The following is a 14,804-nucleotide window of genomic DNA, read 5'->3' as shown; positions in this document are numbered from 1 at the left end:
GACCACCAATCGGTGGTCTCTTCCTATATTAAACAGCTTAAACTTTGAATTACTAGTATCCTGGGTTCTGCACCAAGTTAGGATTAAGAATAAGTTGTGCAGATGGAATTGGGAACAATTGACGATCTGGGTTGCCCACAGCGTCAGCTTCTTTGAAGTCCCAATCTTTGGTGTACTGCCCAAAGCGAATCAAATCGTTTCTTCTCCAACCTTCAGTGTACAGCTCACGAGCTCTTTCATCCAAAAGATCTTGCTCTGTAACTGTTCCAAGAGGAGCAGCTCCCCTAAGGGTTCTCAACTCATTGATCATAGCGGTTGGGTCACCACCACTTCTCATCATAGCTTCGGCTTTCATCAAATACGCATCTGAATATCTGAAGAAGATGATATGGTTAGCGAAAGCACCATCCCTTGGGTTGTACTTGATCACACGGATACCCGTTACTTCGTTGTTGTCAACCAAGCTTGGTTGTCCGTCTACAGCACTAACAAATTCTCGGGTAAAACTCAACGGGCTACCATTTCTGTCTTCAAGTGCAGCACCGTTGGGTCCATATTGTTGTCCAATCAAGAATCCGAAACCAACATTGGAACCGTCAACGATACCATCGCTGTTTTCGTCAGTACCGTAAGATCCGTCAAAGGCAATTCCGCTTGGAGGAACAAATCCTCTACGGGTTTCTTGACCATCCTGCAAGGTGCCATCGTTAAGGCCTCTGTTGCTGTTGGCATCTCCTTCGAACAAGTCGTAAAACTCTGCCAAGGTGCTGAAACCATTCCAACCACCACCACCTAACTCGGTAGAGTTATAGTGCAAAGTGTTGAAAATTCTAGCACCTGCGGAAGCCTGTACGTAAAAAATAGTTTCAGTGTCACCTCCTGGTACAAAGATGTCGAAGTAATTGTCAGCCAACTCATAGCCATCGCCTTCAATACCATCTACCAAAGAGATAACTTCACTCATATCAGCGGAATCAGGAGTTCCTGATCCATTGTAGATATGTCTGTTCAAAAGCACTTTTGCTTTTAAGTATCTAGCGGCAGCCTTGGTAGCTCTTGAATTGTCGTCACCAGCAGATGATGTTGGCAGATTGGAGATAGCAGTATCCAAATCACTCAAAATAAAGGATACAGCGTCCTCACCCGTCAAAACATCTGGATCTCCCAATGGGTCTGCAGACTCAGTGTCCCTGTAAGGTACTTGTCCAAAGTTGTCCAAGATAATGAACATGGACAGTCCTCTGATGAAGGCAGCATGACCAACCGCTTCGGTTGAGGAAGCTGATCTAGAATCCAAAACTTCGCTGGCCTGCAATTGCAACCCGTTCCATTCGTTCCAAACACCTAAAATATATTGGTGCTCAGGAGTCCAGGAATGCTGGTGCAACTGTCTCCAAATTCCATTATCACCCCAGTCAGAACCTCTGGTGGGTACCAAAAGGGCGTCTGTGGTTACTTCATTCAATGCATACAGGTTAGCCTGCGTGCCAAAATAGCCATACAAATCGTTGTACATTGCAGTCACCTGGCTGGATGCGGCCTCAGCGGTTTCAATTCCCGTGAAACCCTCCGCCAGTAATGAATCAGTTGGCTCTACTTCCAAATCGGTACAGGAAGTCAGCATGACACCTGCTAGCAAGGGAAGTGCCAAATATCTGTTCGTTTGTTTTAAAATATTTCTCATTGCTCTTTTTTTTTAAAATTTAGCGTTGATTCCCAAAGTTACTGTTCTTGGTCGTGGGAACGCAGTGTAATCTATACTTGCACTGGGGATACCAGTACCGAAGTCTCCTGTGTTGGAGGATACTTCTGGATCCAATCCGCTATAATCGGTAATCAAAAACAAGTTTTGTCCGGTTAGTGACAATCTTAGGCTTTTCAAGGCTCCTTCTCCGCTCAATGGGACATTGTATCCGATGTTGGCGTTCTGCAATCTAACAAAATCACCTTTTTCCAAATACAGGGTAGATACCTCTTGGCTTACATTAACTTCCAAACCTCTTGGGTCAACGTTTCTTGTAGTTTCAAACGTTGGTCTGTTCAAGAAGGCGTTGGCAGTATTGTTATATACTGAGAATCCAAACTGACCTGTGAAGAAAGCTGAAGCATCCCAGTTTTTAACCCTAAGGTTAAGGGATAGACCAGCGTTTACATCAGGAAGACCATCTTCTCCCACGAAATCTTTTTGATCAGGGTTGAAGTTTGGATTTCCACTGCTGTCTTCAGAATACTCGGCCATGTAGAAGGAGAAACAAAGATCTACCTTCTCCCAAACGTTGCGCGAATGCATCGGTAAGACCAGGTCCGTTCAATGCACCGAAGTTAGCGGTAATACCATTCAAACCTTCCACGGTGTTCTTGTTGTAAGCTACGTTGAAGGAAGTGGAGAATGTTACATCCTGTGTTTGAACGAAGTCATAGTTCAACGCGACTTCAACACCTTGGTTGATTACTGTGCCATTCTCTAGGTTTTTGAACACGAATGGGTCGGCAGCAGGGGCTGCAGCACCTTGTCTGAACAATAGGTCTCTTGTTTCTTTACGGTACAAGTCAACAGATCCACTGAATCTATCCATATTTATACCGAAATCCAAACCAACGTTCAGATCCAAAGTAGACTCCCATTTCAAATCTGGGTTCTGTACGGCTACTGTCTGTGCACCTGGTCTAATGATGTCACCACTGTCAGTGATACCAGGTCCTCCAAAACGTACCCTTCTTAAGAAGTTGGCATAACCCAAACCTTCTTGGTTACCGGTGATACCAGCACCCAATCTCAATTTCAAGGTGGAGAAAGCGTCACCAATAAAGTCTTCCTCGTTCAATTTCCAGGCAAAAGCACCGGATGGGAAGTAACCATATTGATTGTTTCCACCAAATCTTGAAGAACCATCCGCTCTTACGGTAGCCGTAAATAAGAATTTGTCCATCAAGCTATAATTCGCCCTTGCAAAATAAGATTGCAATTCGTCTGTATTATCGAAAGTGTCAATCCAAACAGAGGTGTAGTTACCGGAGGTAATATCCAAAGTTGCTGTATCCTCAAAAGGATTGATACTGTTTACGAAAGTGCCGTTAGGAGCAAACCCAGCTTGCTGGTATGGTCCAGTGATGCTGTTACGGATGCTGTTCACATCGTCGATCAAAAGCTCACCCATAGCATTCAAGTCTTGGGTAGGTGCTTGCCATCCTTGAGAGTTGAATCCTCTTCTACGGAAATCCTGGAAGGAATAACCTACAATAACATCTAAAGAAGAATTGTCGAAATCCTTTTTGTAGTTAAGGGTAGCTTCCAACAGTTGGCTGGTAGCGTTCAAGTTGTTGAAAGCGGTTTGACCATTTCCAGTAACACGGTTAAAGTTGTTGGCTCTTGCGGAAATGGAAGTAATCGCATCTGCATCCGAATCATCGTAACCTACACTTACCTTGGCAGTCAACTCGTCCAGAATATCGTATTCTGCAGAAACGTTGATCAATGCACGGTTGGTGTTGGTTACAGATTGCCAGCTAGCCAAGTAGTTGGCTGGGTTCAACTGGTTACCTTCCAAAAAGAAATCTGGACTTGAAGGCCAAGTTGGGTTAGCCGAGTAGGCAGCACCAATCAAGTTACCACTAGCTCCAGAACCACCACTAATTGGTGGGGCATCATCGTTCACACGGGAAAGCGAAGCTTGAAGGGTCAAACGCAACTTATCGTCCAAGAACCTTTGGCTTGCATTGATTCTTCCTGTGATACGCTCTTGCGCAGATTTTTCAATCACACCAAATTGCTTGCTGTAAGAGAAAGTAGCTCTTACGTTACCGCTACCATAGTTTCTGGAATAAGAAAGGTTTTGGTTTTGTGAAGCAACAGTTCTTGTGATGATGTCTTGCCAATCTGTATCGAAACCGAAATCAGCAGCGTCGGCAATTTCCTGACTTCTTTCAGTGGCAGTTGCAGACAAGAACTCATCTCTATTGAACAAGTCATACTCATTGGCAGGTGTGGAAATACTCAAGTTGGAGTTGAATTCCCAAACGCCACCTGAACCAGCTCTACCACTTTTAGTGGTAATGATTACAACACCATTTGCACCACGAGATCCGTAAATTGCCGTAGCGGAAGCATCCTTCAAAATGGACATGCTCTCGATATCGTTCGGGTTGATAAAGTTCAATGGGTTTCTTGTAGCGTTGCTACCGTTGATTACGTCACCGCCTGAAGGAGTTGTTGACTCCCCTGAAAGTGGAATACCGTCCACTACGAAAAGCGGATTGTTGTTGGAACGAATGGAGTTGGAACCCCTAATCCTAAGATTAACCCCGGCACCAGGTTCACCACTGGCCTGTGTAATCTGAACACCCGCGGTTTTACCTTGAATCAACTGTTCTGGGGATGCGATCACACCTCCGTTGAATTCTTCGGAAGTTACCGCAGCAACCGCACCGGTCGCATCCTTGACCGTGGTTTGGCCGTAACCAATGATTACCACTTCGTCCAAAGCTTGCGCATCTTCGGTCAAGGTCACATTAATGGTAGATTGACCATTTACGGCAATCTCTTGGGTTTGGAAACCAATATAGCTAAACACTATCGTAGCATCCTCTCCCACATCGTTAAGGGTGTAATTACCGTCAAAATCGGTCTGCGTACCATTGGTAGTCCCTTTTACCAATACGCTTGCCCCTGGCAACGGTCCGTTTGCATCAGAAACGGTACCTGATACTGTTTGAGCCTTCACCAACCCAAAGCATAAAAATGCCCCGAGCATCAAAAAGCTTCGTAGTAGCGTAATCTTCATAAATAATTAGATTTAAGTTTAGTTAATTTTAATTCAAGTGTTAAACATATATAAAAAAAAGGTTAATGTAAATTTAAGCATATCGTAAAAGACAACGAAAACGGTTTCGTGTTCATAACTTTATAATGTGTTAAATCGACAAATTTAAATCAACCTACTTGCTGCATTCCCAATTAAAGCAGTGGGGATTGTGAATATAGCAATATTGGCCCTAATATAACAATTTTATCCTTTGGTAAGGATTTTAAATGGAATTGGGGTCCTTATTGAATTGTGTCCATTGTGTTAAAAAAGTACCATTTCTGTACGCTCTTGAAGCATAAATGAGTAATTTTCACGCGCGGATTGTAAAGCACCGTTTAAATAATTAGGTCATTGAAAGCAAAGATTACCCTTAAAGATATAGCCAGAGAACTCGAGGTGTCCATTTCCACGGTGTCCAAAGCATTGAAGAACAGCGAGGAAATCAGCAGGGATACCAAGGAAAAGGTACAGGCCTTTGCCAAACTCTACAATTACAAGCCCAATAACATAGCCATAAGTCTTAAAAACAAGCGTACCAAAAACATTGGTGTGGTTATCCCCGATATTGTGCATCATTTCTTTACCACAGTTATTCGTGGAATCGAAAAATACGCCAATGCACGGGGCTACAACGTGATTGTTTGTTTGTCCGAAGAATCTTTTGATAAAGAGGTCATCAATATGGAAATGTTGGCCAATGGCAGTATCGATGGCTTTATCATGTCGCTCTCTTCCCAAACACAGGAAAAAGGGGATTACAATCACTTAAAGGAAGTCACCGAGCAAGGTATTCCTGTGGTGTTGTTTGATAGGATCACTCATGAAGTGGAATGTGATAAGGTGATTATCGACGATGAACTAGGGGCTTACCAAGCTACCAACAAATTTATATCCCAAGGCAAAAAACGTATCGCCCTGATTACTACCGACGACTACTTGAGCGTAAGCAAGGCAAGGACCAAAGGCTATTGGAAGGCCTTGCAGGACAGTGAATTGGAGGCGGATGAATCCATGATCCTAAAAATGCCCTCCATGGAAATGGATGAACAGGCCATCAAAAACTTTTTAAATACCAAAAACCCGGATGCTGTGCTCTGTGTAAATGAAATATTTGCCGTTTACAGCATGCGATTGGTGCAGCAAAAAGGATTGCGTATTCCCGAGGATATCGCCTTTATCGGGTTTACCGATGGTGTTTTGTCCAAATATGCCAACCCCAGCCTCACTGTGGTGGCACAGCACGGTGAAAAAATGGGAGAGGTTTCTGCCCAAATGTTGATAGATAAGGTAGAAAGCGAAGCGGAGGAAGAGACCTATCAGACCAAAATATTGGAACCCACCTTGGTGATCCGTGATTCCATTGCACATTAAGTCGCATAACCTAGCTTCAGATGGTATGAATGCAAAACAGACCCTCATTTTTCTGACTATCCTGACCATCCTATCTGCGTGCAAAGAAGAACCCAGTCAAAAACCGACAGTCCCGCCCATGAAGAAGAAAGAAGTAGTCTACCAAGTATTTACCCGATTGTTCGGCAATACCAATACGAATAACAAACCTTGGGGAACCATTGAAGAAAACGGTGTGGGCAAGTTTGCCGACTTTACCACCGAAGCCCTGACCGAAATAAAGGACTTGGGGATTACCCATATCTGGTATACCGGCGTGCCTCACCATGCTGTTATCCGTGATTATACCACCTACGGCATTTCCAATGATGATCCCGATGTGGTCAAGGGAAGGGCAGGATCCCCTTATGCGGTGAAAGACTATTATAATGTGAATTCCGATCTGGCTGTTGATCCTTCAAAAAGACTGGAAGAGTTCAAGGCGCTGGTTCAGCGTACGCACAATGCGGGGATGAAAGTGATTATCGATATTGTGCCCAACCATGTAGCCAGAAACTACGAAGGGTTGACCAATCCCGAAGGTGTGGAAGATTTTGGTGCTTCGGACGATACCTCCAAAGCCTACGATAAAAACAACAATTTTTACTATATCCCTGGCGAAGCTTTCCAAGTGCCCGAATGGCAAGATGGGTATTTGCCATTGGGCGGTGATGCGCATCGGTTGGCCGATGCCAAATTTGAAGAGGTTCCTGCCAAATGGACCGGAAATGGCTCGCGCTTGGCCCGGCCCCATTTTAATGATTGGTACGAAACTGTAAAAATCAATTATGGCGTACGTCCGGACGGAACCAAAGATTTTGAGGAACTGCCCGAAGAATACCGTCAAAAAGATTATAAGGAACATTACGAATTTTGGAAGGATAAGGCCCTGCCCGATTCGTGGTACAAGTTTAAGGACATTACTCAATATTGGTTGGATTTAGGTGTAGACGGGTTCCGGTTTGATATGGCCGAGATGGTACCCGTGGAATTTTGGAGCTATCTGAATTCCAACATCAAAATGAAAAATCCTGACGCCTTTCTCTTGGCCGAAGTTACAATCCCCAATTGTACCGAGATTATATACATAAGGGAAAAATGGATTATCTCTACGACAAGGTAGAACTCTACGATAGCATCAAACATATTATGAAAGGCTACGGTTGGACCGACCATATTCCCGTGGTCCAAAAAGGAATGGCAGACATAGAGCACCACATGCTCCATTTTCTGGAAAACCATGATGAGCAACGTATTGCAAGTCCTGAGTTTGCTGGAAATGCCCAATTGGGCAAACCGGCCATGGTGGTTTCCGCTACCATCAGTACATCTCCTACCATGATTTATTTTGGTCAGGAAGTGGGAGAGCCCGGGGCGGAAGATGCAGGTTTTGGAAAACCATCACGGACTTCGATATTCGATTATATTGGAGTGCCTCATCATCAACGTTGGGTTAATGATAAAAAGTTTGATGGTGGCCAATTATCCGAAGAAGAAAAAAATTTGCGCGATTTTTATAAGCGACTCTTAAACTTTACCATCAAAAGTGAAGCCCTAATGGGCAACTATCAAGAGATCCATTTTTTCAATAAGGACCATACCGAAGGTTATGACCACCGAATATTATCCTATGTACGATGGTCCGATAGCGAAAAGCTGATTGTGCTGTCCAATTTTGATGTAGAAAAAAGCTATTCCCTAAACTTAAAAATACCAGAAGATGTGATTGCCCAATGGCAATTGACAGATGGAACGTATCCTTTAACAGAAATGCTGTATCAACAAACACAACCGCAATTGGAAGTGAAGAATGGTCAAGGTCAGGTTCAAGTGCAGCTCGAACCCTTGGAATCCTTTATTTTTCAGTTGCCTTGATACTATTCAAACAAATGATATGCATACGGCAATGTCAAGGGGCCCACTATCAACCAAATTTCCAAAGCAAATTGTATTTTTATCAACCAAAACGAACCAAAAATGAAGAAAACCTGTATTGCAGCTCTCGGAGCTATCTTGCTTTTAACCAGTTGTGAAATGAAGAAAAAACCATTGGTGATAGGTCACCGAGGAGCCATGGGGCATGAGACCGAGAATACATTGGCATCGGTACAAAAAGCCTTGGATTTGGGCGTAGATATGATCGAGATTGACGTTTTCAAAATAAGCAGTGGGGAAGTCGTTGTTTTCCATGATGAAAGAGTGGACAGACTTGCCAATGCAGGGGGCAATATCGAGGAATACAATATTGCCGACCTTCGACAGCTCATTTTGGATGGTGGACACAAGATTCCAATGTTACAGGAGGTTTTGAGATTGATCAACAACCAAGTAGTGCTGAATATCGAATTAAAAGGGGATGACACTGCCGACAAGGTGAACCATATCGTCAACTATTATATCGAAAAAGAGGGTTGGAGCCCGGAAAATTTTGTGATTTCCAGCTTCAAGTGGGATGAGCTCCGTACGATGAGGGAAAAGAACAAAGACATTCAAATCGCGGTTTTGACCGAAGATGACCCTATAGAGGCGATGCAAGTCGCCAAGGAACTGAACGCCGTGGCCATAAATCCCTATTTTAAACAATTGACCCAAGAGAATACAGCGGCAATGCAAGCAGCGGGATACAAAGTGTATACTTGGACAGTAAACGAACCTGCTGATATCCAAAAAATGATGGAGTTCGGGGTGGACGGTATTATCACCAACTTCCCGGAACGAGTGAACTGATGTTCGATGTAATCATAGTAGGGGGCGGAGCAGCCGGATTTTATGCCGCAATTCACATTGCGGAACAGGCACCGAACCTGAACATTGCCATTTTTGAACGGGGCAAGACCGTGCTATCCAAAGTAAAGGTGTCAGGCGGCGGACGCTGCAACGTAACCCATGGTGAATTTTCTCCGAAAGAGCTGACAGCTAATTACCCAAGGGGCGAAAAGGAGTTGTTAGGTCCCTTCCATACCTATGCCCCCATGGATGTGATGGCCTTTTTTGAGGAACGTGGCGTTCCGCTCAAGATCGAGGAAGACGGACGCGTTTTTCCGAAAAGTGATTCTTCCCAAAGTATTATTGATTGTTTGGTGGGCCAAGCGGAACGTTTGGGGGTGCACATCCTCAAAAATAGCTCTGTAAAATCCATCGTTAAAATAGATGATGGATGGCAGGTCACGACGATGAACAAACCGTACTCTACCAAAAAATTGCTATTGGCCACGGGGAGCAACCCAAAAATCTGGAAGCTGCTGGAGGACTTGGGACATCATATCGTGGCTCCCGTGCCTTCTTTGTTTACCTTCAATATCAATGATGAACGAATTAAAGGCATACAAGGATTGAGTACCTACGCAACTGTTGAGGTATTGCCCAAAAAAACGTTTCATACCGACACAAAATCGCTCAACCTCAAAAGCGTGGCCAGGGAGGATGCAGTATTGTATGCCGATGGTCCACTATTGATTACCCACTGGGGGATGAGCGGGCCGGCCATTTTAAAACTGTCGGCTTGGGGAGCCAATATCTTGAACGAGTATAACTACGCTTTTAGAATTCGGGTCAACTGGTTGCCCGATTACAGCACCGAATCCATGGAGGCTTATCTAAAAGAATTGAAAGGCGTAGAGGCCAAAAAGACCGTGATGCGCACCAACCTCACCGAGTTGCCCAAGCGCTTATGGCAACGTTTGGTGTCCGCTGCCCAAATTTCACTAGAAGAACGTTGGGGCGACATTACGAAGGTGCAGCTTCAGACCTTGGCGGAGCAATTGACTGCATCATCATTCAAGGTGGAAGGCAAAAGCACCTTTAAAGAAGAGTTCGTGACCGCAGGAGGGGTCGATTTAAAAGAAATCAATTTTAAAACCTTTGAAAGCAAACTACATCCTAACCTCTATTTTGCAGGAGAAATCATCAATGTCGATGCCATAACAGGCGGTTTTAACTTTCAGAACGCATGGACGGGTGCCTACATCGCCGCACAAGGAATATCCTCATGAGATTATTGCAAGAGCATGGCTACCCAAGCAGCTATTACTCCTCCCAGAATAGGTCCCGCTACGGGAATCCATGCATAGCCCCAGCCATTGGAACCTTTATTTTTTAACGGCAAGAGCGCATGTACAATGCGCGGACCCAGATCACGTGCCGGGTTGATGGCATAACCAGTGGTGCCACCCAACGACAATCCAATGCCCCAAACAATAAGGGAAACCGGCAAAGCGCCCAAGGAACCGAGTCCGATGATTTCATTGTTCGTAGAGATCACGGCATCCGTAAAATAGAGTACGGAAAATACAAGGACGAAGGTGCCCAAGATTTCCGAAAACAGATTGATGCCCGTGTTGGGAATGGCAGGAGCGGTACAAAATACGCCTCTTTTGGTACCGCCATCCTCGGTGGCATCAAAATGGTCCTTGTTGACGAGCCACACGCAAAATGCCGCAAACATGGCGCCGATAAATTGGGCAAGGATATAGCTGGGTACTTCGCTCCAAGGAAATTCACCGGCTGCAGCAAGTCCAAAACTTACCGCTGGGTTAATGTGCGCTCCGCTGTATGGCCCTGCGACCACAACGCCAGTATACACAGCAAAGGCCCATCCAGTGGTGATCACGATCCAACCGGAGCCATTACCGTAGGTTTTTTGTAGGGAAACGTTGGCATTTACGCCCAATCCCAGTACCATCAATAAAAAAGTACCTACGATCTCAGAAATAAAAGGAGTCATATGCTAGGAATGTTAGTGTTTGTTTGGTTTTGACAAGATTACGGATTTTCTGTCCAATATTCGAGCGCTTTTATGGCCCTGTACCATCCTTCGATGCCTTCATCAATGGCTTTTCGCTCTTTGGTGGGGTTGAAATGTACATCGGTTTCCCAGATATTTTGGATTTCTTTGGGACTTTCCCAATACCCAACGGCCAATCCGGCCAAATAAGCGGCCCCCATTACCGTAGTCTCCACAATTTTGGGACGAACCGTAACCGTATTCAATACATCGGCCTGAAACTGCATCAACATATCGTTTACGGTGGCCCCACCATCCACTCGGAGTTCCTGTATCGAAATGCCGGAATCCGCCTCCATGGCCTTTAGGATATCCATGGTCTGGTAGGCGATGGACTCCAATGCCGCCCTTGCAATATGGGCATCGGTACTACCTCGGGTGAGCCCAAAAATGGTTCCTTGCGCCTTTTGGTTCCAATGGGGAGCTCCCAAACCAGCAAAGGCCGGAACAAAGATGACCCCATCGGAACTGTCCACGGAACTTGCCAATTTCTCGACTTCGGAAGAGGTTTTGATGATGTTCAAACTATCCCGCAACCACTGCACAACGGCTCCGGCGATAAATATGCTACCTTCAAGCGCGTAGGTGGTTTTCCCATTGATTTTCCATGCGACCGTGGTCAAAAGATTGTTTTCGGAGACAATCGGTTGGTCCCCAATGTTCATCAACATAAAACAACCCGTGCCATACGTATTTTTGACCATGCCCTGCTGGGTACACATTTGCCCAAAAAGAGCGGCCTGTTGGTCACCGGCAATCCCTGCAATCGGTATTTTGGTAGCGAAAAGGCTACCACTGGTATGCCCGTACACCTCGCTGGACTGTTTTACTTCGGGAAGCATGCTTTTGGGAATCGTCAACAGTTCCAACAATTCATCGTCCCAGTCCATCGTATTGATATTGAAGAGCATGGAACGACAAGCATTGGTTACATCGGTGATATGTAGTTCGCCATCCGTCATTTTCCAAATTAGCCAAGTGTCGATGGTGCCCAAAACCAAGTCCCCAGCTTCGGCTTTTTCCCTGGCTCCTTCCACATTATCCAAAATCCATTTGACCTTGGTGCCCGAAAAATAGGAATCGATCACGAGTCCCGTTTTTTCACGGATGAGTTGTGATTTCCCTGCTTTCTTGAGCTCATCGCAATAATCCGCTGTACGCTTGTCCTGCCAAACAATGGCATTGTACACCGGCTCTCCGGTATTTTTGTCCCACACCACAACGGTTTCCCGCTGATTGGTGATACCGATGGCTGCCAATTGCGAGGCTTTGATGCCCTTTTTGCTCACAGCTTCGGCCGCCATTCCGGCTTGGGTGGACCAAATTTCATCGGGGTCGTGTTCCACCCACCCAGGTTTGGGGAATAGTTGTGTGAATTCTTTTTGTGCTACGGAGATAATGGTTCCCTTTTTATCGAAGACCACGGCACGGGAACTGGTGGTGCCTTGGTCCAAAGCCAGGATATATTGATTCATTTTGTTAATTTAAGTGCGTTTCAATTTACTAAAATAAATTTGGCTATCACATCGGTTTAACATGGCGGACACATTCATAGCATTGCTCAGGGGTATCAACGTAAGCGGTCAAAAAAAGATAAAAATGGCCGAACTGAGGGCTGTTTTGGAGGATGTGGGACTTCAAAACGTAACAACCTACATCCAAAGCGGTAACCTTGTTTTTGATAGCGAAGTGTCACAAACAAAGACACTTCAAGAGCTTATCAATTCAACAATTTTGAAGCATTTTGGTTTTGAGGTGCCTACGTTAGTTGTTCAGAGGGCTGATATCCAGCAAGTTTTGGAGGACAATCCTTTTTTGGATACGACCGAGAGCAACAAATTGTACTATGTACTGCTCCAAAATCCCCCACAAAAGGAATTGGTCGAGGAATTTAATCAACAAAACTTTGAACACGAGGACTTTCATGTCACCGATAACTGTGTTTATCTGCAATGTAAAAAAGGCTATGGCAAGGCCAAACTCAACAATAATTTGATCGAACGAAAATTGCAGGTGCAGGCCACCACAAGAAATGACCGTACCTTACGAAAGTTGTTGGAGCTCTCCGCTAGTTAATTCAGTTCCCAGATTTTATAGTTCAATGCAGAGGCAAAAGCCACCCACAAGACGTAAGGTACGAGCAAGTAGGCCGCTGGCTTACTGATGACCCTGAACCATTTAATGGTAAGAATGATCATGGTGAGCAGGGCGAGAATCACGATCATGCCCCCAAGCGGATTTTTAAGCCCGAAGAATACAATACTCCACAGGGCATTCAACAAAAGCTGAAACACAAAATGGTACAATGCCGTTTTTACCCAGATATGGTGATACCCCTTGGACCAAACAATACCAGCAGCTACCCCCATCATAATGTACAATGCGGTCCAAACCGGGGCAAACAGATAATTGGGTGGGGTAAAGGAAGGCTTGTCCAGCGTAAGGTACCAATCGTTTACCGAGCTTTGGGTAGCAATACTCGAAAGGAATCCTATGGCTAGGCAAACCAGAACGCTTACAGTGATGTAAAGGACTCTTTTTTTCATGATTGGAGCAACTTCGACTAAAATAAGAATTTATTTCAATTCGATTTACAGTAAGTTTGTGACAATATTGTACATCTAACAAGCATTTCCCATGACGGAACAAGACTTTTTGCCCCATCCGTACCAACAATTCCCGGAAAAGGGCAAAGTAACCTGGAAAGCTCCCAGTAATATCGCCCTGGTGAAATATTGGGGCAAAAAACCGGTGCAATTGCCGGCCAATCCTTCGATAAGTTTTACTTTGGACAATTGCGCTACCACAACCTCGCTCTCGTTTACAAAAAAGGAAAAGGAGGGTGCCATTTCCTTTGACCTCTTTTTTGAGGGCAAGCCAAAAGAAGATTTTAAACCCAAGATCCAAACATTTTTAGAGCGAATTGAGAAGTATGTTCCATTTGTAAATGAATATCATTTTACCATAGAAACCTCCAATTCCTTCCCGCACAGTAGCGGTATAGCTTCCTCTGCCAGTGGGATGGCCGCCCTATCGCTCTGTCTAATGGATATGGAAAAACAATTAAATCCAGATTTGGATGAGGCTGTGTTTTATCAAAAAGCGTCCTTTTTGGCGCGTCTGGGCTCAGGGAGTGCTTGTCGCAGCATAAAAGGCCATTTGGTGCAATGGGGCGAGCATGCCAACATACCCAATAGTTCCGATTTATTTGGGGTGGAATATCCGTTTGAGGTGCATCCCGATTTTAAAGGGTATTGTGATACCATTTTGTTGGTGCACAAAGGACAAAAACAGGTGAGCAGCACCGTGGGGCATCAATTGATGCACGGTCACCCTTACGCCACAAACCGATTTCAACAGGCATTTGACCATCTGGACCAACTACAACCTATTTTGAAAAATGGGGATGTGGACGATTTCATCAAACTAGTGGAAAGCGAGGCACTGACGTTGCATGCCATGATGTTGACAAGTATGCCCTACTTTATGTTGATGAAACCGGATACGTTGGAAATCATCCAGAAAATCTGGCACTACCGCGAAGAGACAAAAACCTCGGTATGCTTCACACTTGATGCTGGGGCCAATGTGCATTTGCTCTACCCTTCATCCGAAAAGGCCAAGGTACAGACGTTTATCAAAGACAATTTGGCCCAACATTGTGAAAACGGACAATACATCCACGATCAAGTGGGAGCGGGGGCCATCAAAATAAACGGTTAAAAATGAACAGCTAAGGCGTTTTTTTACGTTATTTGCCAAGGTTTTAGACCAACGGGAACATGGTTTTATGGATAAAATCGATTTGTTTATCGATATTTATTAAA

The 14,804-nt window shown here is 44.8% G+C and carries 11 protein-coding genes and 1 pseudogene; 6 read left to right on the top strand and 6 right to left on the bottom strand.

All coding sequences use genetic code 11. The annotated features are described in order from the left end of the window. Positions 1-52 precede the first annotated feature (52 nt). Genes ABNE31_RS01035 through ABNE31_RS01025 form a run of 3 tightly spaced genes read right to left on the bottom strand, consistent with a single transcriptional unit; the run spans position 53 to position 4,781 of the window. A complete protein-coding gene (locus ABNE31_RS01035; protein ID WP_349352037.1) occupies positions 53-1,684 on the bottom strand; it encodes a RagB/SusD family nutrient uptake outer membrane protein in 1,632 nt (543 codons plus the stop codon). A gap of 12 nt (positions 1,685-1,696) precedes the next feature. After that, positions 1,697-2,239, bottom strand: coding sequence for a hypothetical protein (locus tag ABNE31_RS01030; protein ID WP_349352036.1), 543 nt, complete (start codon positions 2,237-2,239; stop codon positions 1,697-1,699). Beyond that, entirely contained in the window at positions 2,223-4,781 is a 2,559-nt protein-coding gene (locus ABNE31_RS01025; protein ID WP_349352035.1) for a SusC/RagA family TonB-linked outer membrane protein, read from the bottom strand. The genes ABNE31_RS01030 and ABNE31_RS01025 overlap by 17 nt, the downstream gene beginning before the upstream one ends. A 375-nt stretch (positions 4,782-5,156) precedes the next feature. Between ABNE31_RS01025 and ABNE31_RS01020 the strand changes: the two genes are divergently transcribed. From ABNE31_RS01020 to ABNE31_RS01005, 4 genes and pseudogenes are all read left to right on the top strand, one after another. Then, on the top strand, positions 5,157-6,176 hold the full coding sequence (locus ABNE31_RS01020; protein ID WP_179382926.1) for a LacI family DNA-binding transcriptional regulator: 1,020 nt from the start codon (positions 5,157-5,159) through the stop codon (positions 6,174-6,176). Between the two features lie 25 nt (positions 6,177-6,201). Beyond that, positions 6,202-8,069 (top strand): annotated as a pseudogene (locus ABNE31_RS01015) (alpha-amylase family protein). 102 nt (positions 8,070-8,171) lie between these two features. Continuing rightward, entirely contained in the window at positions 8,172-8,921 is a 750-nt protein-coding gene (locus ABNE31_RS01010; protein ID WP_349352034.1) for a glycerophosphodiester phosphodiesterase family protein, read from the top strand. Continuing rightward, complete coding sequence (locus ABNE31_RS01005; protein ID WP_349352033.1) at positions 8,921-10,186, top strand: NAD(P)/FAD-dependent oxidoreductase; 1,266 nt, start codon at positions 8,921-8,923, stop codon at positions 10,184-10,186. The genes ABNE31_RS01010 and ABNE31_RS01005 overlap by 1 nt, the downstream gene beginning before the upstream one ends. A gap of 2 nt (positions 10,187-10,188) precedes the next feature. Here ABNE31_RS01005 and ABNE31_RS01000 read toward each other — a convergent pair whose 3' ends face one another. Together ABNE31_RS01000 and glpK are read right to left on the bottom strand one after the other, a co-directional pair. Beyond that, positions 10,189-10,917, bottom strand: coding sequence for an MIP/aquaporin family protein (locus ABNE31_RS01000; protein ID WP_179382923.1), 729 nt, complete (start codon positions 10,915-10,917; stop codon positions 10,189-10,191). Positions 10,918-10,955: 38 nt separating this feature from the next. Further along, positions 10,956-12,452 carry a glycerol kinase GlpK gene (gene glpK, locus ABNE31_RS00995; RefSeq protein ID WP_349352032.1) on the bottom strand — a complete coding sequence of 499 codons (1,497 nt, stop codon included), beginning with the start codon at positions 12,450-12,452 and terminating at the stop codon, positions 10,956-10,958. Between the two features lie 61 nt (positions 12,453-12,513). Here glpK and ABNE31_RS00990 point away from each other — a divergent pair, with 61 nt between their 5' ends. Beyond that, positions 12,514-13,053, top strand: coding sequence for a DUF1697 domain-containing protein (locus ABNE31_RS00990; RefSeq protein ID WP_349352031.1), 540 nt, complete (start codon positions 12,514-12,516; stop codon positions 13,051-13,053). Here ABNE31_RS00990 and ABNE31_RS00985 read toward each other — a convergent pair. After that, on the bottom strand, positions 13,050-13,523 hold the full coding sequence (locus ABNE31_RS00985; protein ID WP_179382920.1) for a TspO/MBR family protein: 474 nt from the start codon (positions 13,521-13,523) through the stop codon (positions 13,050-13,052). The two genes, ABNE31_RS00990 and ABNE31_RS00985, sit on opposite strands and share 4 nt — an antisense overlap. A 91-nt stretch (positions 13,524-13,614) precedes the next feature. Between ABNE31_RS00985 and mvaD the strand changes: the two genes are divergently transcribed. Beyond that, positions 13,615-14,700, top strand: a complete 1,086-nt coding sequence (gene mvaD / locus ABNE31_RS00980) for a diphosphomevalonate decarboxylase (protein ID WP_349352030.1) — start codon at positions 13,615-13,617, stop codon at positions 14,698-14,700. Positions 14,701-14,804 lie beyond the last annotated feature (104 nt).

It is taken from the genome of Flagellimonas sp. MMG031 (assembly GCF_040112705.1).
Lineage (GTDB): Bacteria > Bacteroidota > Bacteroidia > Flavobacteriales > Flavobacteriaceae > Flagellimonas.
The sequence above is the reverse complement of the archived record's forward strand: the minus strand, read 5'-3'. Positions and strand labels throughout refer to the sequence as shown.